At 71.6% G+C, this 21682-nt stretch carries 19 protein-coding genes; 12 read left to right on the forward strand and 7 right to left on the reverse strand.

Features of this window, described 5'->3' with window-relative positions; all coding sequences use genetic code 11:
* The first annotated feature begins 96 nt into the window (after positions 1–96).
* On the forward strand, positions 97–954 hold the full coding sequence (locus tag AB0M67_RS29915; protein ID WP_365750489.1) for a hypothetical protein: 858 nt from the start codon (positions 97–99) through the stop codon (positions 952–954).
* 106 nt (positions 955–1060) lie between these two features.
* On the opposite strand, the gene disA is transcribed toward AB0M67_RS29915, so the two are convergent.
* Both disA and radA read right to left on the reverse strand, forming a co-directional pair.
* Complete coding sequence (gene disA, locus AB0M67_RS29920) at positions 1061–2185, reverse strand: DNA integrity scanning diadenylate cyclase DisA (protein ID WP_030354428.1); 1125 nt, start codon at positions 2183–2185, stop codon at positions 1061–1063.
* A 44-nt stretch (positions 2186–2229) separates the two neighbouring features.
* Entirely contained in the window at positions 2230–3639 is a 1410-nt protein-coding gene (gene radA, locus AB0M67_RS29925) for a DNA repair protein RadA (RefSeq protein WP_365750491.1), read from the reverse strand.
* 209 nt (positions 3640–3848) lie between these two features.
* Between radA and AB0M67_RS29930 the strand changes: the two genes are divergently transcribed.
* Positions 3849–5744 (forward strand): sigma-70 family RNA polymerase sigma factor, encoded by a 1896-nt coding sequence (locus AB0M67_RS29930; RefSeq protein WP_365750493.1) that lies wholly within the window; start codon positions 3849–3851, stop codon positions 5742–5744.
* A 28-nt stretch (positions 5745–5772) separates the two neighbouring features.
* Here the strand turns inward: AB0M67_RS29930 and AB0M67_RS29935 are convergent, their stop codons facing one another.
* Positions 5773–6690, reverse strand: a complete 918-nt coding sequence (locus tag AB0M67_RS29935) for a hypothetical protein (RefSeq protein ID WP_365750495.1) — start codon at positions 6688–6690, stop codon at positions 5773–5775.
* A gap of 40 nt (positions 6691–6730) precedes the next feature.
* Here AB0M67_RS29935 and AB0M67_RS29940 point away from each other — a divergent pair, with 40 nt between their 5' ends.
* The 4 genes from AB0M67_RS29940 to ilvD all read left to right on the forward strand — a co-directional run bounded on the left by AB0M67_RS29940 (position 6731) and on the right by ilvD (position 11297).
* Positions 6731–7663: a Ppx/GppA phosphatase family protein gene (locus tag AB0M67_RS29940; protein WP_365750497.1), complete on the forward strand. Its 933-nt coding sequence runs from the start codon at positions 6731–6733 to the stop codon at positions 7661–7663.
* A 22-nt stretch (positions 7664–7685) separates the two neighbouring features.
* Positions 7686–8666 (forward strand): sugar phosphate isomerase/epimerase, encoded by a 981-nt coding sequence (locus AB0M67_RS29945; protein ID WP_365750499.1) that lies wholly within the window; start codon positions 7686–7688, stop codon positions 8664–8666.
* Entirely contained in the window at positions 8663–9274 is a 612-nt protein-coding gene (locus AB0M67_RS29950) for a TetR family transcriptional regulator (protein ID WP_365750501.1), read from the forward strand. The genes AB0M67_RS29945 and AB0M67_RS29950 overlap by 4 nt, the downstream gene beginning before the upstream one ends.
* Before the next feature lie 172 nt (positions 9275–9446).
* Positions 9447–11297 carry a dihydroxy-acid dehydratase gene (gene ilvD, locus AB0M67_RS29955; protein WP_365750502.1) on the forward strand — a complete coding sequence of 617 codons (1851 nt, stop codon included), beginning with the start codon at positions 9447–9449 and terminating at the stop codon, positions 11295–11297.
* Positions 11298–11337: 40 nt separating this feature from the next.
* Here ilvD and AB0M67_RS29960 read toward each other — a convergent pair whose 3' ends face one another.
* The 3 genes from AB0M67_RS29960 to AB0M67_RS29970 all read right to left on the reverse strand — a co-directional run bounded on the left by AB0M67_RS29960 (position 11338) and on the right by AB0M67_RS29970 (position 15462).
* Positions 11338–12495, reverse strand: coding sequence for a DUF6596 domain-containing protein (locus tag AB0M67_RS29960; RefSeq protein ID WP_365750504.1), 1158 nt, complete (start codon positions 12493–12495; stop codon positions 11338–11340).
* A gap of 7 nt (positions 12496–12502) precedes the next feature.
* Positions 12503–12910, reverse strand: a complete 408-nt coding sequence (locus AB0M67_RS29965) for a YciI family protein (RefSeq protein ID WP_365750506.1) — start codon at positions 12908–12910, stop codon at positions 12503–12505.
* A gap of 137 nt (positions 12911–13047) precedes the next feature.
* Complete coding sequence (locus AB0M67_RS29970) at positions 13048–15462, reverse strand: PQQ-binding-like beta-propeller repeat protein (protein WP_365750508.1); 2415 nt, start codon at positions 15460–15462, stop codon at positions 13048–13050.
* Positions 15463–15702: 240 nt separating this feature from the next.
* Here AB0M67_RS29970 and AB0M67_RS29975 point away from each other — a divergent pair, with 240 nt between their 5' ends.
* The 6 genes from AB0M67_RS29975 (at position 15703) to proC (ending at position 20057) form a co-directional block, all read left to right on the forward strand.
* A complete protein-coding gene (locus AB0M67_RS29975) occupies positions 15703–15957 on the forward strand; it encodes a peptidase (protein ID WP_365750532.1) in 255 nt (84 codons plus the stop codon).
* Between the two features lie 208 nt (positions 15958–16165).
* Complete coding sequence (locus tag AB0M67_RS29980) at positions 16166–16630, forward strand: hypothetical protein (protein ID WP_365750534.1); 465 nt, start codon at positions 16166–16168, stop codon at positions 16628–16630.
* 72 nt (positions 16631–16702) lie between these two features.
* Positions 16703–17455, forward strand: a complete 753-nt coding sequence (locus tag AB0M67_RS29985; RefSeq protein ID WP_365750510.1) for a class I SAM-dependent methyltransferase — start codon at positions 16703–16705, stop codon at positions 17453–17455.
* A gap of 32 nt (positions 17456–17487) precedes the next feature.
* A complete protein-coding gene (locus AB0M67_RS29990) occupies positions 17488–18255 on the forward strand; it encodes an ABC transporter ATP-binding protein (RefSeq protein ID WP_365750512.1) in 768 nt (255 codons plus the stop codon).
* Between the two features lie 101 nt (positions 18256–18356).
* Positions 18357–19094, forward strand: a complete 738-nt coding sequence (locus tag AB0M67_RS29995; RefSeq protein ID WP_365750536.1) for an ABC transporter permease — start codon at positions 18357–18359, stop codon at positions 19092–19094.
* A gap of 153 nt (positions 19095–19247) precedes the next feature.
* A complete protein-coding gene (gene proC / locus AB0M67_RS30000) occupies positions 19248–20057 on the forward strand; it encodes a pyrroline-5-carboxylate reductase (RefSeq protein WP_365750514.1) in 810 nt (269 codons plus the stop codon).
* 36 nt (positions 20058–20093) lie between these two features.
* On the opposite strand, the gene trpS is transcribed toward proC, so the two are convergent.
* Positions 20094–21092 carry a tryptophan--tRNA ligase gene (trpS, locus tag AB0M67_RS30005; RefSeq protein WP_365750538.1) on the reverse strand — a complete coding sequence of 333 codons (999 nt, stop codon included), beginning with the start codon at positions 21090–21092 and terminating at the stop codon, positions 20094–20096.
* Positions 21093–21682: the final 590 nt, after the last annotated feature.

Here is a 21682-nt window from a genome sequence, read left to right on the forward strand (position 1 = left end):
CAGCGGCGCCCGTGCCGTGATGATGATCCGTAAAACTTGCGAGACCGGCGGCATGGGGGGCGGGAGTTGGCTCCGATCTCTCGTACAGTTTGCGCCGTGGGATCTTTGCGCAATCCGGTCGGGCCGCTTCCCTCCACCATCTACTGGCGACGGAGGGCAGTAGCGGCGACGCTGATCGCGCTGCTCGCGTTGCTCGTCGTATGGGTCGTCACCTCACGTGGGGGTGACGGCAAGAACAGCGGCGACACGTCGGACGGCGCCAATCCCGCGACGTCCATCACCCCGGGCCCCTCCGGTTCCGGACCGGCGATCAGTGAACAGCCGGGCGGCCGGGACGAGTCGGGCTCGACCGACGGGACCGGCGGCGGTCAGGGCGGTACGGACGGCGGCGCCGACGACGGCAAGAACGGTGACACCGGCGGCGCGGGCGGGGCCGGTTCCGGCGGCACGGACGGCGCGACGGACACCGGCGGCGCGAGTGGCGGCGGTACGACGGGCGGCGACGGCGGAAGCACCAGCTCCGGCCGGCAGGTACCGGCCGGCTCCGGACTGCCCAACTGCCCCCCGAGCGCCGTCACCCTGCGGCTCACCACGACGAAGGTCGCCTACGCGCCGGGCGAGAAGCCCGCGTTCCGGCTGATCGCCACCAACACCTCGGACACCACCTGCAAGGCCGACTTCGGGCCGAAGGCCGTGGTGCTGACGATCACCAACGCGGACGACGACGAGGTCTGGTCGTCCAAGGACTGCCCGAAGACCGGCGGGGTGCTCTACGAGGTCCCGGCGGGCGGGACGATCACCCGCACGATCGAGTGGGACCGCAGGCAGAGCGCGCCGCAGTGCGCCACGCCGCCCGCGGGCGCGGTGGGCCCCGGCACCTACCTGGTGGAGGCCAAGACCTCGGCCGCCTCGGTGAAGCAGGGCCAGGCCTCGATCCGCCTGGAGAAGGACTAGGTCCTGGCAGGGCCAAGGAGTTCACGCGCGGTACATAACGGCGGCGCCCCGACCCGGGTGAGGGTCGGGGCGCCGCCGTCATCCGCGTACACCGCCATGGGCGCCGCTATACGTACCGCTCCAGGATCGAGGACTCCGCCAGCCGCGACAGCCCCTCGCGTACGCTGCGGGCCCGCGCCTCGCCGACGCCGTCGACCGTCTGCAGATCGTCGACGCTCGCCGCCAGCAGCTTCTGGAGCCCGCCGAAGTGCTCGACAAGCCGCTCGATGATGGCGCCCGGCAGCCGCGGCACCTTGGCCAGCAGCCGGTAACCGCGCGGCGAGACCGCGGAGTCGAGGGTCTCGGGCGCGCCGCTGTAGCCCAGCGCCCTTGCCACGATGGGCAGTTCAAGCAGCTCGGGATGGGTCAGCGAGTCCAGCTCGCCGAGCGCCTCGTCGACCGTACGGGAGCGCTTCGCGGTCGGCTCGGGAACGTAGTCCCGCGCCACCAGATCCCGTTCCGGCTCCACGCCCGCGATCAACTCGTCCAGCTGGAGGGAGAGAAGCCGGCCGTCGGTGCCCAGCTCGACCACGTACTCGGCGATCTCCGTGGCGATCCTGCGCACCATCTCAAGACGCTGGGCGACGGCCGTCACGTCCCGGACCGTCACCAGGTCCTCGATCTCCAGCGCGGAGAGCGTGCCCGCGACCTCGTCGAGACGGAGCTTGTACCGCTCCAGGGTCGCCAGCGCCTGGTTCGCCCGCGACAGGATCGCCGCCGACTCCTCCAGGACCCGGCGCTCCCCGTTCACATACAGCGCGATCAGCCGCATCGACTGCGATACGGAGACGACCGGGAAACCGCACTGCTTGGACACACGGTCCGCCGTGCGGTGCCGCGTGCCCGTCTCCTCCGTGGGGATGGACGACTCCGGGACCAGCTGGACGCCGGCCCGCAGGATCTTGGTGATGTCCTTGTCCAGGATGAGCGCGCCGTCGAGTTTGCACAGCTCGCGCAGGCGGGTCGCGGTGAACTCCACGTCCAGCACGAAACCGCCCGTGCACATCGACTCGACGGTCTTGTCCATGCCCAGGACGATCAGACCTCCGGTGTTACCACGCAGGATCCGCTCCAGGCCGTCGCGCAGCGCCATGCCCGGCGCGACCGCGCTCAGGGAGGCGCGCATCAGCGCTTCGTTGCCGGAGCCCGCGCCGGACTTTCCGGGCGCTGATGCCCGGTCGTTGGCTGCCACTGCACTCCTCCGGCTCGTACGGATGGGCGAGACCAGGGCAAAGTCTACCGGCGAGCGTTGTCTTCCCGTGGGGCGTCCGCACGACCGCGGCGCGGCAGCACCCTGAGAGCATCACCCATGTCGGCGACTTCCGTGACCTTCATACCGGCCGGGATCTTCCCCGGATCGGTGGGAACAAGCGCCTGTGTGAAGCCGAGACGGTGGGCCTCGGCCAGCCGGCGCTGGACGCCCGTAACCCGTCTGACCTCGCCCGCGAGCCCGACCTCACCGATCGCGACCAGGTTCTTCGGCAGGGGGGTATCGCTGGCCGCGGACGCCAGCGCCAGGGCGATCGCGAGGTCGGCGGCGGGCTCCGTGAGCTTCACCCCTCCGACCGTCGCGCTGTAGATGTCGCGCTTGCCGAGCGCGCTGATCCGGCCGCGCTGCTCCAGCACGGCGAGCATCATCGAGACCCGGGAGGTCTCCAGACCGGAGGTGGTGCGCCGGGGCGAGGGGATCTGGGAGTCGACGGTCAGCGCCTGCACCTCGGCGACGAGCGGCCGGCGTCCCTCCAGGGTGACGGTCAGGCAGGTGCCGGGCACGGGCTCGTCGCGCCGGGTGAGGAACAGCCCGGACGGGTCGGCGAGGCCGGTGATCCCCTCGTCGTGCAGCTCGAAACAGCCGACCTCGTCGGTCGTCCCGTAGCGGTTCTTGATCCCACGGACGAGGCGCAGCCTGGCGTGCCGGTCGCCCTCGAACGACAGCACGACATCCACAAGGTGTTCGAGCAGCCGCGGCCCCGCGATCGCGCCGTCCTTGGTGACATGACCCACCAGGAGCGTGGACATGGCGCGCTCCTTGGAGGCCCGGATGAGCGCGCCCGCGACCTCACGGACCTGGGCCATGCCGCCCGGCGCGCCCTCGATCTCGGGCGAGGCCACGGTCTGCACGGAGTCGAGGATCAGCAGCGACGGCTTGACCGCGTCGAGATGACCGAGGACGGCGGAGAGATCCGTCTCCGCGGCCAGATACAGATGGTCGTCGATGGCCTTGATCCGGTCGGCGCGCAGCCGCACCTGGCTGGTGGACTCCTCGCCCGTCACATAGAGCGTGCGGTGCTCGTCACTGGCCGACTTCGCCGCGACATCGAGCAGCAGCGTCGACTTGCCCACGCCCGGCTCGCCCGCGACCAGCACGACGGCGCCCGGCACCAGCCCGCCGCCGAGCACCCGGTCCAGCTCGTCCACGCCGGTGGAGCGCGCGGTGGCCGTACGGGCGTCGACCTGGCCGATCGGCAGCGCGGCGGTGGAGACCCGGCCCGCCGCCGTGGTCCGCACCGCGGGCGCGCCGTACTCCTCGACCGTGCCCCACGCCTGGCATTCGGGGCAGCGGCCGAGCCATTTGGCGGTCGTCCAACCGCACTCGGTGCAGCGGTAGGAAGGCCTGTCCTTGGCGGTTTTCGTACGGGCAGCCATGGCGTCACCGTATAGGGACGCACCGACAACGCCGACCAGGGAGAGGGACCGGCCCCGGAGCGCGAGGGGAGAAGGTGGGACGAGGAGGCGCGAAACCCATCGGAAGGAGCGAGTCCTGTCCCCTTTTGAGGGATACCTTCACCCGTAAGGATTAATTGTGCTCAAGAGGTGTGAAGGGTGTGGGTCTCTCTGTCTAACGTCGCCGGGTGATGAGCAGCAGCCCCGACACCTCCACGCACACCACCGGCGCACACCGCGCGCCCCGTCGTGCGCCCCAACCGGTGCCGCGCCGCCAGGCCGCGCGTTACGAGCGGTATCTCGACGGTCTGTTCACCTACTGCCTCTCCGTGCTGTGCGACCACGACGTGGCGACGGAGGTGCTCGGCGAGGTGCTGTCCATCTCCGAGCGACAGCACGGCCGTTGCCCCTCGGGTGACGGGGAGCGCAAGGCGTGGCTGTACGCGCTCGCCCGCTGGTCCTGTCTGCGCAGACTCACCGAGCAGCGCCGCAGCAGGCTGGGGGCGCACTCGGCCCAGCGCGAGCCGGAGCCCGCGCCGACGGAGGCGCTCGCGCCGGAGGCCGCCGAGCGCCGACGACGTGAACTCGCCCTGCTGGCCTGGCCGGAGGCCGCGGGTACGACCCCCGAGCAGCGCGAGATCCTGGAGCTGGCCGTACGCCACCAGCTGGGTCCGACCGAGGTCGCCGCCGTGCTGTCCATGGAACCGGCGGCGGCCCGTGAGCTGCTCGCCTCCGCCGCCTGCGAGGCGGAACGCACCCGCGCCGCGCTCGCCGTCGTCGACACCGGCGACTGCCCGTCCGTCGCCCGGCTCACCGGCGACCATCAGGTGCTGCTCTCCGCCGCCCTCCGGCGCGAACTGGTCCGGCATGTCGACGACTGCCCGCGCTGCCGGCGCGCCGCCGAGCGCGCCGAGGCGGCCGGACCGTGGCCCGGGTCGCGTCTCTGCCCCCTCCTGAAACCCTCGGACGGCGCACACGCACGGTCCGCCCCGGCCACCGCCCCGCCGGCCGTGCTGCCCCTCGTCGTGGCCCCCAAGGAGGCCACGTACGCGGCGATGGAGCGGGCCCCCCGGGCGCGGGCGGCGGCGCCGCGCTTCGGCCGCAACGGCTTCCCCATGGACCCCAAGGACCGCGCCGCCCGCCGTGAACGGCTGCGGGCGCGGGCCGTGACCACGACCGTCGTGGCGACGGTCGTCGCCGCTCCCGTACTCGCCCTCTGGGCGGCGTACCGCGGCGCGGCGGAGACGGGGGACGGCCGCGAAGGCTCCTCGGTCAGCGCGGACGCCACCGAGGGCCCGCTCCCGGCGGACGACGAGCCGCGCGAGCACTACGAGAACGCGGGCAGCGCCCGGGACGGATCGGGCGCCGGTCATGGCCACGGCCACGGCGGGGAGGGCACCGCGCCCGGCGTCTCGGTCGAGGTCATCAGCGACGGCCAGCCCGTACCGCCGCCCCTCCCGGGGCAGCCGACCGTCGGCAGGCTCTCGGTGGAGGCGCGGCCCCACGGCGACACGACGATGGTCACGCTCAGGGCGTCGGGCGGCGCCCCGGTGTCCTGGACGGCGGGGACCAAGGCGCCCTGGCTCCGGCTGAGCCGCCACTACGGCACGCTCGCGCCCGGTGAATCCTTCACCGTCCAGGTCTTCGTGGACCACCGGCGCGAACCGTCGGGACCCTGGAGCGCGCGGGTGGCGATCTATCCGGCGGGATCCGTGGTGAAGATCTACGGCTACGGCTCCAGACCGCCGTCCTCGGGACACGCGGGCCGGCCGGGGTATCCCGCACACCCGGGACACCCCGCGCACCCCGGGCATCCGGGGCACCCCGCGGAGCCCGGCCCCGGCGGGCCGACACGGCCCGGTCCTTCCGACCCGGGTTCGTCCCACCCTCCGGACCCGGGTCCGGGTTCGAGTCCGGGGTCCCCGGATCCGACCGGTCCGTCCGATCCCGGTACGGGTGGGCCTCTCCCCGGCGGTCCGGGGCCGTCCGACCCGCCCACCGACCCCTCGGCCACGGACCCCTCAGCCACGGACTCCTCGGCCCCGGGCTCGGGTTCCTCGGAAATGAGCACCCCGGGAGGAGGCTAGGGAGGCAAAGGCCCTGGCCAGGGCCTGGCTAGGGCCTGTCCGAGTGCCGCGGCGGGTCCGCCGGATGCGGCGCCACCAGCGGAAGCTCGCTCGCCAGGCGCAGCTCGCACAGCTCGGCCAGCCGGTCGTACCCCTCCTTGCCCATCAGCTCGGTCAGCTCGGGCCGGTACGTCTTGTACACCGGTTCGCCCGCGCCGTGTGCCGAGGTCGCCGAGGTGCACCACCAGTGCAGATCGTGGCCGCCCGGCCCCCAGCCGCGCCGGTCGTACTCACCGATGGACACCTGGAGCACGCGCGTGTCGTCGGGCCGTTCGATCCAGTCGTACGTCCGCCTGACCGGCAGCTGCCAGCAGACGTCCGGCTTCGTCTCCAGCGGCTCGCGCCCCTCGCGCAGGGCCAGGATGTGCAGCGAGCACCCGGCGCCGCCCGCGAAGCCCGGGCGGTTCTGGAAGATGCAGGAGCCCTCCCAGCGGCGGGTCTGACGCTCGCCGTCGTCGTCCGTCTGTGTCCAGCCGGTGGTCGTGCCCTCCTTGTGGAACTGCCAGAGATCCGGCGTGAGGCGAGCCACATGACCGGCGACGCGCTTCTCGTCGTCCTCGTCGGAGAAGTGCGCGCCCAGCGTGCAGCAGCCGTCGTCGGCGCGGCCCGCCTGGATGCCCTGGCAGCCGCTGCCGAACACACAGCTCCACCGTGAGGTGAGCCAGGTCAGATCGCAGCGGAAGACCTGCTCGTCGTCGGCGGGATCGGGGAATTCGGCCCAGGCGCGGGCGAAGTCCAGCCCCTTCTCGTCCGGGACATCCTGTTCATCACGGATGTTCCCCGTGCTCCGGGGCGTGTCCCCCGTGCTCCGGGGCGCGCGCGAGGAGGTACTGATCGCCTCCTCCTGCTGGTACTGCTTCTTCGGGCCCTTGGCTTTGCCCGGCTTCGCCTTTTTCGTCTTTGGCACAGGTCCAGCGTATGCGCGCGGTCGCAGTAGCGTTCCGTTCATGAGACTCGGAGTCCTCGACGTCGGTTCGAACACGGTTCATCTGCTCGCGGTGGACGCCCACCGCGGCGCCCGCCCGCTGCCCGCGCATTCCTACAAGGCGGAGCTGCGGCTCGCCGAACTGCTCGACGAGGACGGCGCGATCGGGCCCGACGGTGTCGACCGGCTCGTCTCGACGATCGCCGACGCGCTCCAGGCCGCCGAGGACAAGGGTTGCGAGGACGTCCTGCCCTTCGCGACCTCCGCCGTGCGCGAGGCCAGCAACGCCGAGCAGGTCCTCGGGCGCGTCAAGAGCGAGACCGGCATCGACCTGGAGGTCCTCACGGGCGAGGAGGAGGCCCGGCTCACCTTCCTCGCCGCCCGCCGCTGGTTCGGCTGGTCGGCCGGGAAACTGCTCGTCCTGGACATCGGCGGCGGCTCGCTGGAGATCGCGTACGGAATCGACGAGGAGCCGGACGCCGCCGTCTCCCTGCCCCTGGGCGCGGGCCGGCTGACCGCGGGCTGGCTGCCCGGCGATCCCCCCGACCCCATCGACGTGAAGGCGCTGCGCCGGCATGTACGGGCGCGGATCGCCCGTACGGTCGGGGAGTTCTCGCGGTTCGGCAGCCCGGACCATGTCGTGGCGACGTCCAAGACCTTCCGGCAGCTGGCCAGGATCGCCGGGGCCGCGCGCTCCGCCGAGGGGCTGTACGTACAGCGCGAACTGAGCCGTACGTCACTGGAGGAGTGGGTGCCCAAGCTGGCCACGATGACCACGCTCCAGCGCGCCGAGCTCCCCGGTGTCGCCGACGGCCGCTCGTCCCAGCTGCTGGCGGGAGCGCTGGTCGCGGAGGGCGCGATGGACCTGTTCGGGGTCGAGAGCGTGGAGATCTGCCCCTGGGCGCTGCGCGAGGGCATCATCCTGCGGCGGCTCGATCAACTCCCGACCACGTAGAGGGTGCCCGTACGCTGTCTCCGTGGCAGAACCTGTGGTGCGCATCCCGGATGTGAAGGTCGCGCTCTCGACGGCTTCGGTCTATCCGGAGTCCACGGCGACGGCCTTCGAGATCGCCGCACGTCTGGGGTACGACGGTGTCGAGGTCATGGTCTGGACCGATCCCGTCAGCCAGGACATCGAGGCGCTGCGCCGGCTCTCCGACTATCACGAGGTGCCCGTACTCGCGGTACACGCGCCCTGTCTGCTCATCACCCAGCGCGTGTGGTCCACGGATCCCTGGGTGAAGCTCCAGCGGGCGCGCGCGGCGGCCGAGACGCTCGGCGCCTCCACCGTGGTCGTGCATCCGCCGTTCCGCTGGCAGCGGCAGTACGCGCGTGACTTCGTCACCGGCATATGGCGGATGGCTGAGGAGACGGACGTACGGTTCGCCGTCGAGAACATGTACCCGTGGCGCTACCGCGACCGGGAGATGCTCGCCTACGCGCCCGACTGGGACGTGACCAAGTACGACTACCGGCACTTCACCGTCGATCTCTCGCACACCGCGACCGCCCGTACGGACGCCATGGCCATGATCGGCCGGATGGGCGACCGGCTGGGGCATATCCATCTCGCGGACGGCAACGGGTCGGCCAAGGACGAACATCTGGTGCCTGGACGGGGTACGCAGCCGTGCGCCGAGCTGCTGACCGGGCTGGCGGGCAACGGATTCGACGGGCAGGTCGTGATCGAGGTGAACACGCGGCGCGCGATGTCGGCCGCGGAGCGCGAAGCCGATCTTGCGGAGGCGCTGGCGTTCGCCCGACTGCATCTGGCCGCGCCGTACTCCCCGTCCGCGCCGTGCTCCCCGTCCTCCTCGCCCGCGCCGTCCTCCTCGCCCGCGCCGTCCTCCTCGTCCGCGTCGGACCCTTCCACCGCGCCGTCCTCGGGGACGCGGGCGGAGCAGTCCCCGGCGACGCGATCGCCCCGTACCGGCTCCTCCGGAGCGCGCCCGTCATGAACGGCACGGCTCCGCGCCGCCGTGGCCGCCCCGCCCGCAAGGCGGCCGAGACCGGCCCCAGCGCCCAGCAGAAGATCCTCGACGCCGCCCGCACGGAGTTCGCCGAGCGCGGGTACGACAAGACCTCGATCCGGGGCATCGCCAAGGCGGCGGGGGTCGACCCGGCACTCGTCCACCACTACTTCGGTACGAAGGACGAGGTCTTCGCGGCGGCCATCGAGGTCTCGTTCGAACCGGCCCTGGTGCTGCCCACGCTGCTGGCCGACGGCACGGACGGCATCGGGGAGCGGCTCGCCCGCTTCTTCATCGGCGTCTGGGAGAACCCGGTGACCCGGGCCCCGCTGCTGGCGATCATCCGCTCCGCGCTGACGCACGAGGCGGCGGCGAAGGTGCTGCGTACGTTCGTCCTGCGGCGGCTGCTGGAGCGGATCGCGGAGGAACTCGACGTACCGGATCCCACGTTCCGCGCCGAGCTGGCCGCTTCGCACATGATCGGGATCGCGCTGCTCCGCTATGTGATCAAGGCGGAGCCGCTGGCGTCGGCGGACATCGAGGAGATCATCACGATGGTGGCGCCCACGCTTCAGCGCTATCTGACCGAGGCCTGAGGAGCGAGGCCCGGCGACCGAGGCCCGGCGACCGAGGCCCGAGGAACCAGTCCCGACGACCGAGGCCCGACCGAAAGCTGAACAGCGGTTCCGCATGCCGGACGCACTGTCCAGATCTTGGATCCGGGGCGTACGCTCGAAGAAGTCATTTCTGCTGAAGGAGCGAGCGACGATGCCCGAGCTGAGGTCCCGCACTGTCACCCACGGCCGCAATATGGCGGGCGCACGCGCCCTTATGCGGGCATCGGGCGTAGCGAGCGAGGACATCGGCAAGCCGATTGTCGCAGTGGCCAACTCCTTCACCGAGTTCGTGCCCGGCCACACCCACCTCGCGCCGGTCGGCCGGATCGTCTCCGAAGCGATCAAGGCCGCGGGCGCCGTGCCGCGCGAGTTCAACACCATCGCCGTCGACGACGGCATCGCGATGGGCCACGGCGGAATGCTCTACTCCCTCCCGTCCCGCGATCTGATCGCCGACTCCGTCGAGTACATGGTCGAGGCGCACTGCGCGGACGCGCTGATTTGCATCTCCAACTGCGACAAGATCACCCCGGGCATGCTGATGGCCGCGATGCGCCTCAACATCCCCACGGTCTTCGTCTCCGGCGGACCCATGGAGGCCGGCCAGGCGACGCTGGTGGACGGCACGGTCCGCAAGCTCGACCTGATCAACGCGATCTCGGACGCGGTCAACGAGAACGTCTCGGACGAGGACATCCTCCGTATCGAGGAGAACGCCTGCCCGACCTGCGGTTCCTGTTCCGGCATGTTCACCGCCAACTCGATGAACTGTCTGACCGAGGCCATCGGCCTCTCCCTGCCGGGCAACGGCTCGGTGCTGGCCACGCACACGGCGCGCAGGGCGCTGTACGAGAACGCCGGCCGCACGGTCGTCGAGATCACCAAGCGCCACTACGAGCAGGACGACGAGTCGGTCCTGCCGCGCTCCATCGCCACCCGGGCGGCCTTCGACAACGCCATGGCCCTCGACATCGCCATGGGCGGCTCCACCAACACCATCCTCCATCTGCTCGCCGCCGCCCAGGAGGCCGAGCTGGACTACGACCTCGCCGACATCGACGCGGTCTCGCGCCGGGTGCCCTGTCTGGCCAAGGTCGCGCCCAACGTGGCCCCCGGCGGTACGTACTACATGGAGGACATCCACCGGGCCGGCGGCATCCCCGCCATCCTGGGCGAGCTGTACCGCGGCGGTCTGCTCAACGAGGACGTGCACACCGTCCACTCGCCGAGCATCAAGGACTGGCTGGAGACCTGGGACGTCCGCGGCGGCTCACCGTCCGACGAGGCGGTCGAGCTGTGGCACGCGGCGCCCGGCTGCGTCCGCTCCGCCGAGGCCTTCTCGCAGTCCGAGCGCTGGGACACGCTCGACACCGACGCCGCGGGTGGCTGTGTCCGGGACGTGGCCCACGCGTACTCGAAGGACGGCGGCCTGGCGGTGCTGAAGGGCAACCTCGCCGTCGACGGCTGTGTGGTGAAGACGGCCGGTGTCGACGAGTCGATCTGGACGTTCGAGGGCCCCGCCGTCGTCTGCGAATCGCAGGAGGACGCCGTGGAGAAGATCCTCCGCAAGGAGATCGCCGAGGGCGATGTCATCGTCATCCGCTACGAGGGCCCGCGCGGTGGCCCCGGTATGCAGGAGATGCTCTACCCGACCTCGTATCTGAAGGGCCGGGGCCTCGGCAAGTCCTGCGCGCTGATCACGGACGGCCGCTTCTCCGGCGGCACGTCGGGCCTCTCGATCGGCCACGCCTCCCCGGAGGCGGCCTCGGGCGGCACGATCGCGCTGGTCCACGACGGCGACCGGATCCGGATCGACATCCCGAACCGTACGATCGAGCTCCTCGTCGCGGACGACGAACTGGCCACCCGCCGTGCGGCGCTGAACGGCGTGTACGCCCCCGCTTCCCGCGACCGCAAGGTCTCGGTGGCGCTGCGCGCGTACGCGGCGATGGCGACGAGCGCGGACAAGGGCGCGGTCCGGGACGTCTCGCGCCTGGGCTGACCGCTCCCGGTCGTAACGTACGTAACTCTACGCAGCCGTGCTACGGAGACGGCCGTGCGCCCCCGCGGGCGTTGAGCCGGGCGGCCTGGCGCGTCAGGTGGTCGCGCTCGGCGAGGTTCGGTGCCTTCTGGGCGGCCTCGGCGTACAGCCGTGCCGCCCTCGCCGGGTCGCCGTCGCGTTCGTGGAGATACGCCGCCACCGCGGTGTGGCGGGGCAGTGAGTCGTCCAGCGCCGCGAGCGCGGCCAGGCCGGCGCGCGGTCCGTCCGCCTCGCCGACGGCCACCGCGCGGTTGAGCCGGACGACCGGGCTGTCGGTCAGACGCGCGAGTTCGTCGTACCACTCGACGATCTGCACCCAGTCGGTCTCCTCGGCGGTGGGCGCGTCGGCGTGGAGCGCCGCGATGGCGGCCTGGGCCTGGAACTCCCCCAGCCGGTCGCGGGCGAGCGCCGCCTGAAGGATCTCGATGCCCTCGGCGATCGATGTGGTGTCCCACCGGCCGCGGTCCTGCTCGGCGAGCGGCACCAGGCCCCCGTCGGGCGCGGTCCGTGCCGCGCGCCGGGCGTGGTGGAGCAGCATGAGGGCGAGCAGCCCCGCCACCTCGGGGTGGTCGATCGTGGCCGCGAGCTGCCGGGTGAGCCGGATGGCCTCGGTGGCGAGGTCGACGTCACCGGAGTAGCCCTCGTTGAACACCAGGTAGAGGACGCGCAGCACGGTGGAGACATCGCCCGGCCGGTCGAACCGTATGCCGGAGACGGTGCGCTTCGCCCGGCTGATGCGCTGCGCCATGGTCGCCTCGGGCACCAGGTAGGCCCGGGCGATCTGGCGGGTGGTCAGTCCGCCGACAGCGCGCAGCGTGAGCGCGACGGCGGACGAAGGCGTCAGCGACGGGTGGGCGCACAGGAAGTAGAGCTGGAGCGTGTCGTCCACGGCGGGCGCGGGTCCTGGCGCCGGCTGCTCGTCCACGAGGTCCTCACGGCGGCGGCGGGCGGTGTCCGCGCGGGTCGCGTCGAGGAAGCGGCGCCAGGCCACGGTGACCAGCCAGCCCTTCGGGTCCCGTGGCAGGCCGGCCGGCCAGACGCGGATCGCCTCGATCAGCGCGTCCTGTACGGCGTCCTCGGCCGCCGCGAAGTCGGCTCCGCGGCGGACGAGGATCCCGAGCACGCCCGGCGTGAGGCTCCGGAGCAGGGCCTCGTTCATCCCGAGATCACTCCGTGATGGTGGGCGGCGCGGTCAGGAACGGACGCAACTCAAGCCACTCGTGGATCGGCTTCCCGCCCGCGCCGGGGGCGGCGGACAGTTCCCCGGCCAGCTCGACGGCGCGCTCGTAGCTGTCGACGTCGATCACCATCCAGCCGGCGATGAGGTCCTTGGTCTCGGCGAACGGGCCGTCGGTGACCGGCGGGCGCCCCTCGCCGTCGTAGCGGACGAACGTCCCCTCGGGGGCGAGCGCCTGACCCTCGACGAACTCGCCGGTTCCCTCCAGCCGGTCGGCGAAGTCCTGCATGTACTGCATATGGGCCGAGATCTCCTGCGGAGTCCACCGGTCCATGGGCACGTCGTTCACCGGGGCCGGAGCGCCCCGGTAGTGCTTGAGCAGCAAGTACTTGGCCATGGTGGTCCTCCTCGGTGCTGGTGCGATCCATTGTGGTCGCGTTCACCTCGGGGACGGAGCCGGGCCCGGGTTCTCGACATCGCCGCCAGAGAATTCTTCCGAGGAGCGTAAGGACCGTGCGGAGCGTCGGGAGGCGCCTACCACCGGTCCGGTTGCCGGCTGTCGACCGCGAAGACGGACCCGTCGGGCGCGGTGGCGAAGACGGTGCCGGGCTCGGTGACGGGCGCGGGCAGCGCGGGCGCGAGCGTATGGGGCCCGTCGTCCATCCGTGGCTTGGTCTGCCCGAGCAGTACGCCGCGCTCGGCGTCCACGGCGAGCAGCCGCCCGTCGCCCGCGCTGAGATAGACGCGGTTCCCGGCGGCGGTGGGCCGTGACGCCCGGGTGACCGACGTCTCCAGCCGCCAGCGCAGACCGACGCTCTCGCCTCCGCCCGATCCGCCCGATCCGCCCGCTCCGTCCGACCGGCCCGATCGGCCCGCTCCGCCGGATCCGGCGGTGTCGACGGCGAGCAGTGAACCCGTGTACCCCACGACATAGACCGTGTCACCGGCCACGGTGGCCTGTGCCTGGTCGACCGGCGTGGCCAGCGGGACGCGCCGTACGGTACGGGTCGACGCGTCGATCCGTACGACCTCGTTCGTATAGCCGTCCGCGTCCTCGGAGAGCAGGAACAGCGCGTCGCCCGAGGCGCCCGCCGGGATCAGGCTTCCCGTCAGCCGCTTCTCCCAGCGCACGGCGCCGTCGGCCGGATCGATGGAGCTCACTACGGTGGCCCCGCCGTCGGACGACGGAGTCGCGGCGAACAGCGGACCGCCGCCGTCCGAGCTGCCGGTGCCGGTGTCGGAGCCGCTGCCGGAGCCGCTGCCACCGTCGGTGCCGTTCGCCGCCGTCCAGGCGGTGCCGGTCCCACCGCGCTGCCGGCTCCAGCGCTCGTCGCCGGTCGCGCTGTCCAGGGACCGTACCCGTCCGTCGTAGGACACGAGCAGCACCGTGTCACCGACATGACGGACATCCGCGTACGAGGAGAGAGGGGTGGACCAGCGCGTGGCGCCCGAGCCCGGATCGAGCGCCTCCAGCCGGGCCCCGCCGGGGCTGACGACATGCAGCAGCCCGCCCGAGAGAACCGGCGCCGCGCCCGCGTCGGCCGCCGCGCCGGTCTTGTCGCCCTTGATGGACCAGTCGAGGTGACCGTCCGCGGGATCGAGCCTGGCCGCCTTGATGCCGGGAGCCGTGCAGTAGACGGCCGCCTCGGCGGCCGAGCAGACGGGTATGAGATTCTCGCCGCCGCTGTTCGGCAGCTTGATGTGCCAGGGCCGAAACGTCCCGTCGGGCCCGTTCGCGGCCGGCCGCGCGGGGTCGTCGGCAGCGTCGTCCATCAAGGCGCGTGCGCCGACGAAACCGGCCGCCGCCACGGCTGCCAGCACCACACCGATCGCAGCCCAGCGCCTGGTCCGCCGACGGGGGCGGGCCGCGGGCGGGCCGCTTTCCGCCGCGGCACCGTGAGGCTCCGTGTCGGCCGTACTCTCCGTACTCTCCGCGCCCTCCGGGGGCCTGATCCGGAGCTGCCGTGTCCGGGACCCGGCGGGACGGGCATGGGTGGCGGGGTCCGGATCCGCGTTCTCGGCGCGGTCGGGAACGCGCTGCGCCGGTACGAGCGGACTCGCCCGGAGCCCACTCGCCCCGGACGACGGCACCCGCGCCCCGCGCCGCCCGTCCGCGCCCGGTGCCGACGACGGCCGCAGCGTGGCCATCATCTCGTCCGGGGTCGGCCGGTCGGCCGGCTCCTTCGCCAGACAGCGGGTGATCAGCGGCAGCAGCTGCTCCGGGACCCCCGCCAAGTCCGGCTCGTTGTGCACGACTTGGTACGCGACGATGTACGGGCTGTCGGAGTCGAAAGGCCCGCGCCCGGTCGCCGCGTGGACCAGGACCGCGCCCATGGCGAACACATCGGCGGCGGGCCCGACTTCACGCGGTCGCTGGAACTGCTCGGGTGCCATGAACGGCGGCGTGCCGATGAGCTTGCCCGTCTCGGTCCGCAGATCACTGTCCGTCGGGCGTGAGATACCGAAGTCGATGACCTTGGGACCGTCCGACGCCAACAGGACATTGCTGGGCTTGAGATCGCGGTGCACCACCCCGGCCCGGTGGATGTCCCGCAACCCCTCGGCCAGCCCCGCGCCGAGCCTGGCCAATTCCCCGGCGTCCAGCGGACCGTTCCGCTTCACCCGCTCGGAGAGGGTCGGGCCATCGATGAACAGGGTGGCCATCCAAGGCCGTTCGGCCTCCGGATCGGCGTCCACGACGGGCGCGGTGAAGGCGCCGCTCACCCGGCGGGCAGCGGCGACCTCCTGTCGGAACCGGGCTCTGAACTCGGGATCCGACGCATGGTTGGTGTGGATGACTTTGACGGCGAGACGCAGCCCGGAAGCGGAGGTGGCCAGATGGACCACGCCCATTCCGCCCGATCCCAGGGCTGCTTCGAGCAGGTAGCGACCGGCGTAATCCGGACGCTCCGCTTCCGGGGCCGACCCGGTGTTGCGCAGTGGTGGCATCGCCCACCCCCGTGTATTCGTGCGCAAGCGCGACGCACGGAGCCTAGTCGATGATGCGTGCTATCAAGCCATGGGTTGCTAGCCTGCGCGGCGCAGAGATACGCACCTTCGAAGGGGGAGGACCGAATGACGGTCGAAGAGGTTGAGAGCGGTGTGGGGAATGCCGGGGGCAATGCCGTGGTGAGCGCCGGGGAGGCATCGGCCGAGCCCCTCGCCGAGGCGGCGGTGGCCGTGGGGACGATGGCGGCGAAGCGGTACGCGGTCCATCCGGACTACCGCGTGAACGTCCGCAGCGGCCCCGGCACGAACTACCGGCTCGTCAAGGTGCTCCCGTACGGCGCGAGCGTCCCGATCAACTGCCAGAAGCCGGGGGAGTCGGTGGCCGGCCCGTACGGGACGACGAACCTGTGGGACAACATCGCCAACGGACAGTTCGTCTCGGACGCGTATGTCTACACGGGCAGCGACGGCTATGTCGCGGAGCGCTGCGCCTGACCGGGCGTGCCGGGGCTGACGGGGCGGGGCTGACGGGGCGTGACCGGGCGGGACTGACGGGGGCTGACCGGGCCAGGTGACGCGCACCGGGGATAATCGCCGCGTGAGCGAGCACCCCGTACACCCCGTACACCCCGGTCAGCCGGTCCGGCCCGGACAGTCCGTACGCCCCGAGCACCACGGTCACGGCGGCCCCGAGCCCGAGGCCATCCGTTTCTTCGGTACGACCTGGGTCGGCCACGACGGCGGCTACGCACTGCGCCGCGTCGTGGTCGCCGCGGGCTCCCTCGTCACCACCGTCGCCGCCTGCCTCGTGCTGCGTTTCGCGTACGAGGGCCTGGAGATCGCGGACGTGGGCGCGTTCGTCGGAGTGCTCGTCATCGCGGTCTTCTCGGTGTGCGGCGCCATCGCGTTCCGCAGGACCTGGGACGGTTTCCAGCGCCGCCCGGCCGATCCGGCCCGCGAGGAGGCGTTGCGCAGCGTCAAGACGATCGGTTTCATCGGCTCACTGGTCGCGTACTTCCTGCGCTCCCTCGTCGAGGCGCCGGGCGAGGGGCTGCGCCGAGGGGAGTACGAGACGGCCGTCGTCCAGTACGAGCGCCGACGCACCACCCGCACCGGAAACCCGGCCGCCCGCCGCGACGGCAAGGGCAAGAAGCCCAAGCGCACCTAGGGCCTGCTGCCCGGCCGAACAAGCCCGGGCAGCCAACCCCCGGGCGCGCCCGGGGGCCGCCAGGATGGGCGCATGACCGAACGCGAACGCGCCCTCTCCTTCGACGCCGTGGCCGATCAGTACGACGCGGCACGCCCCGGCTATCCGCCCGCCCTCTTCGACGCCATCGAGGAACTGACCGGCCGCCCGCTCCAGGGCTCCCGCGTCATCGACGTGGGCGCCGGCACCGGTATCGCCACGCGCCTGCTGCGCGCACGCGGCGCCCTGGTCACCGCCGTCGAGCCAGGACCGGAGATGGCGGCCCGGCTGCACCGCGCCGCCCCCGGCGTTCCGCTCGTCCGCGGCCTCGGCGACGCGCTGCCCCTCGCCGACGGCTGCGCCGACCTCATCACCTACGCCCAGTCCTGGCACTGGACCGACCCGGCCCGCTCCGTGCCAGAAGCCCTGCGGGTCCTGCGACCCGGTGGCGCGCTCGCCCTCTGGTGGAACATCTCGGACAGCGAGGTGCCCTGGATCGCGGCCCAGGCCGAACGGATCCGCCGCTGGGCCGGCGACGTACACCACGGCGCCCACAGCGCCACCGGTCGCGCGCGGAATCTGCCGGCCGCCATGGACCGCGCGGAGCGCCGTATCGCCTGGACCCGGCGCGTCCCCCTCGACACCCACCTCGCCAATCTCGGCAGCCACTCCGTCTTCCGTATGCACGGCGGACAGGCCGCGGCCGGCTTCCTCGCGGACGAGCGGGCAGAGCTGCTCGGGCTCTTCCCGGACGGGACCGTCGAGGAGGCATATGCCGTCGAGCTGACGGTCTCCGTCCGCGCTTGACGAGCGCATCGGCCGTGCTCATTATTCATCACATGATGAATTTTACTGAGGGCGCCATTCGCGCCCGCGGTCTCACCGTCCGACGAGGCGACCGCACGGTCCTGCGTGGTCTCGACTTCGCCGTGCCGCCGGGCCGGATCACCGGTCTGCTCGGCCCGTCCGGCTGCGGCAAGTCGACCCTGATGCGCGCCATCGTCGGCACCCAGGCCAAGGTCACCGGCGCCCTCGACGTCCTCGGCCTGCCCGCGGGCGACGGGGCGCTGCGCGCCAGGATCGGCTATGTCACCCAGGCGCCCTCCGTCTACGACGATCTGACGGTGCGTCAGAATCTCGACTACTTCGCCGCCGTGCTCGATCCGGGACGGTCCCGCCGTGACGCCCGCCGCGAAGCGGTCGGCCGGGCCATCGGGGACGTCGACCTCGCCTCCCACGCCGACTCACTCGCGGGCAGGCTCTCCGGCGGCCAGCGCAGCCGGGTCTCCCTCGCCGTCGCCCTGCTCGGCACCCCCGAACTGCTCGTCCTCGACGAACCGACCGTCGGGCTCGACCCCGTACTGCGCCGCGATCTGTGGGACCTCTTCCACCGCATCGCCACCGGGCGCGGCGCGACGATCCTCGTCTCCTCCCACGTCATGGACGAGGCCGAACGCTGCCACCGCCTCCTCCTCATGCGCGACGGCGAGATCCTCGCCGACGACACCCCGGACGCCCTGCGCGCCCGTACCCACGCGGAGACCGTGGAAGCGGCCTTCCTCCACCTGGTCGACGAGGCCAACGCACTCCAGGAGAGCGCCCGATGACCAACACGACCCCCGCGACCCCCGGTGATACGACGCCCGCGACCCCCGGTACGAAGGCGACCTCGGCCACCACGCGTCCATCACGCACCACCGCGGCCCCGATATCCGCCGCCCGCACCCTCGCCACCGCCGCCCGCGTGCTGCGCCAGCTGAGCCACGACCCCCGCTCGATCGCGCTGATGATCCTCGTCCCGTGCGTGATGCTCTTCCTGCTCCGCTACGTGTTCGACGGCAGCCCCCGCACCTTCGACGCCATCGGCGCCTCGCTGCTCGGCATCTTCCCGCTGATCACGATGTTCCTGGTGACCTCGATCGCCACCCTGCGCGAGCGCACCTCGGGCACCCTGGAACGGCTGCTCGCCATGCCCCTGGGCAAGGCCGACCTGATCGCCGGGTACGCCCTGGCCTTCGGCCTGCTCGCCATCGTCCAGTCCGTCCTCGCCACCGGCCTCGCGGTGTGGGCCCTCGGCCTGGAAGTGGTGGGATCCGCCTGGCTGCTCCTACTGGTCGCACTCCTGGACGCCCTGCTCGGCACGGCACTCGGCCTCTTCGTCTCCGCCTTCGCCGCGTCCGAGTTCCAGGCCGTGCAGTTCATGCCCGCGGTGATCTTTCCGCAGCTCCTCCTCTGCGGCCTCTTCACCCCGCGCCCGAACATGCAGCCCGTCCTGGAGGAGATCTCCAACGTCCTGCCGATGTCCTACGCCGTCGACGGCATGAACGAGGTCCTGCGCCATACGGACATCACCGGCGACTTCGTCCGCGACGCCGTGATCGTCGCCGGCTGCGCCGCGCTCGTACTCGCTCTGGGCGCGGCGACCCTGCGCCGCCGGACGGCGTAACCGAACCGACGAGGGCCGGTCACCGCCGACCCTCCGCGCCGTACCGCTCCTCGGACACGTCCCGCGCGCCTCCCCGCCCCGGTGCGAGGATGGATCAGGAAGGACAGCAAGAAGGAAAACAGCACACATCCCCACCGGCGAGGTGACCCCGCAATGCCCCAGACAGTCGCAGTCCTCGGTACCGGAAAGATTGGCGAGGCCCTGCTCAGCGGCATGATCCGGGCAGGCTGGCGAGCCGCCGACCTGCTGGCCACCACCCGCCGCGCCGACCGGGCGGAGGAGCTGCGCGACCGGTACGGCGTCGAGACCGTCACCAACGCGGACGCCGCCAAGCGCGCCGACATCCTCATCCTCGCCGTCAAGCCGCAGGACATGGGCAAGCTGCTCGACGAACTCACCCCGCATGTCACCACCGACCGTCTGATCATCAGCGCCGCCGCCGGTATCACCACCGCGTTCATCGAGGAGCGCCTGACCGCGGGCACCCCCGTCGTACGCGTCATGCCCAACACCCCCGTGCTGGTGGACGAGGGCATGTCCGTCATCTCCGCGGGCAGCCATGCCCTCGCCGTCCATCTCGCCCACGCCGAAGAGATCTTCGGCGGCGTCGGCAAGACGCTCCGTGTCCCCGAGTCCCAGCAGGACGCGGCCACCGCCCTCTCCGGCTCGGGCCCGGCGTACTTCTACTTCCTTGTCGAGGCGATGACCGACGCCGGCATCCTCCTCGGCCTGCCCCGCGCCCAGGCCCATGAACTGATCGTCCAGGCCGCCATCGGCGCCGCCGTGATGCTGCGCGACAGCGGCGAACACCCCGTGAAGCTCCGCGAGGCCGTGACCTCCCCGGCGGGCACCACCATCAGCGCCATCCGGGAGCTGGAGAACCACGGTGTACGGGCCGCCCTGATCGCCGCGATCGAGGCGGCCCGCGACCGCAGCCGCGCCCTGGCCACCGGGAACGGCTGACACCCGGCGGGACGCGGCCACTCAGCAGGTGTCATCTCACTCGGCGGGCAGCAGCCCGATGGCCCGATAGGCGGCGTCGACCACCGGGCGGGCCATCGCCCTGGCCCGCCCCGCTCCGTCCTTGAGTACTCCGTCCACATAACCGGGATCCGCGGCCAGCTCCGCGTGCCGCTCGCGCAGCGGACGCAGCAGCTCGACCACCGCCTCCGCCGTGTCCTTCTTGAGCGCGCCGTACGAGTCGTACTCTCCGGCCAGCTCGTCCGGGCTTCCGTTACCGCACGCCGCGAGGATCTCCAGCAGATTGGCCACCCCCGGCTTGGCCTCCGGGTCGTATTCGACCTCCTGCCCGCTGTCGGTGACGGCGCGCATGATCTTCTTCCGGGCCGTATCGGCGTCGTCCAGGAGATAGACGATCCCGGCGCCGGACTCGTGCGACTTGCCCATCTTCGACGTCGGATCCTGGAGATCCATGACCCGCGCGGCCACCGGCGGCCGGGTGGCCTTCGGCACGGTGAACGTATGCCCGTACCGCTGGTTGAACCGCACCGCGAGATCCCGGGTCAGCTCCACATGCTGCGTCTGGTCATCACCGACCGGCACCTCGTCCGTGCTGTAGGCCAGGATGTCCGCGGCCATCAGCGCCGGATACGACAGTAGCGAGAACCGCACACTCTCCCCGGACGCCAGCGCCCGTGCGCTCTTCTCCTTGTACTGGATCATGCGCCGCAGCTCCCCGTCGGTGGCGGTGCACTCCAGCAGATACGAGAGCCGCGCGTGCTCGTCCACATGGCTCTGTACGAACACGACGCACAGGGCGGGATCCAGCCCGGCCGCCAGCAGCAGCGTGGCGGCCTGCCGGCTGAGTCTGCGCACACGGGCGGGATCGTGTTCGACGGTCAGCGCGTGCAGATCCACCACGCTGAACAGCGCGTCGGCCCGGTGCTGATCAACCTCGACCCATCCGCGTACGGCCCCGAGGTAGTTGCCGAGCGTCAGATGCCCCGTCGGCTTGACCCCGCTGAAGATCCGCGTCATCTCTCTCATCACCCTCCGGATCGGAGCCGCCGCCTCCAGCGGCCGGCTTCCCGAGGGGAGCAACGCGAACGGCCGCCGAAGCGGCGGCCGTTGAGTGCACACGTGTGTGGGCGGCCGCCGTCAGACGGCCCACCACTGAAGGTCGCACGTGTGCGTTGTCATGGCCCTCAGAGTAGCGGCCGACCCCTCAAGTTGACAGGCCAAACACAGATCCGTAATGTTCTCCGAGCTGTCCGACGTGAGCACCGGTCCAGGCCGGTCCCCGGACAGTCATTCCGCAGGACCCACTACAAGCGAGCGACCACTGGTGTCGCATTGTTTTGCGTGAGCTTTTGCGAATGAGGAATCCGCGTTCGATAGGGATGCGGCCCCGATTAGCGTCGGAGCAGCAGATTCCGCTAAAGTCTCACCCGTCGGAACGGCCCAACGGCCGGGATGACAGCCCACTCTGACTGGGAATCAGGCCCGAAAGGATCTGATAGAGTCGGAATCGCTGGAAAGGGAAACGCGAAAGCGAGGAACTGGAAGGCGGCCCCGCTCCGACGGGGAATCGGACACGAAAGAGTCTGATAGAGTCGGAAACGCAAGAC

Source organism: Streptomyces sp. NPDC051662, assembly GCF_040681655.1.
GTDB lineage: Bacteria > Actinomycetota > Actinomycetes > Streptomycetales > Streptomycetaceae > Streptomyces.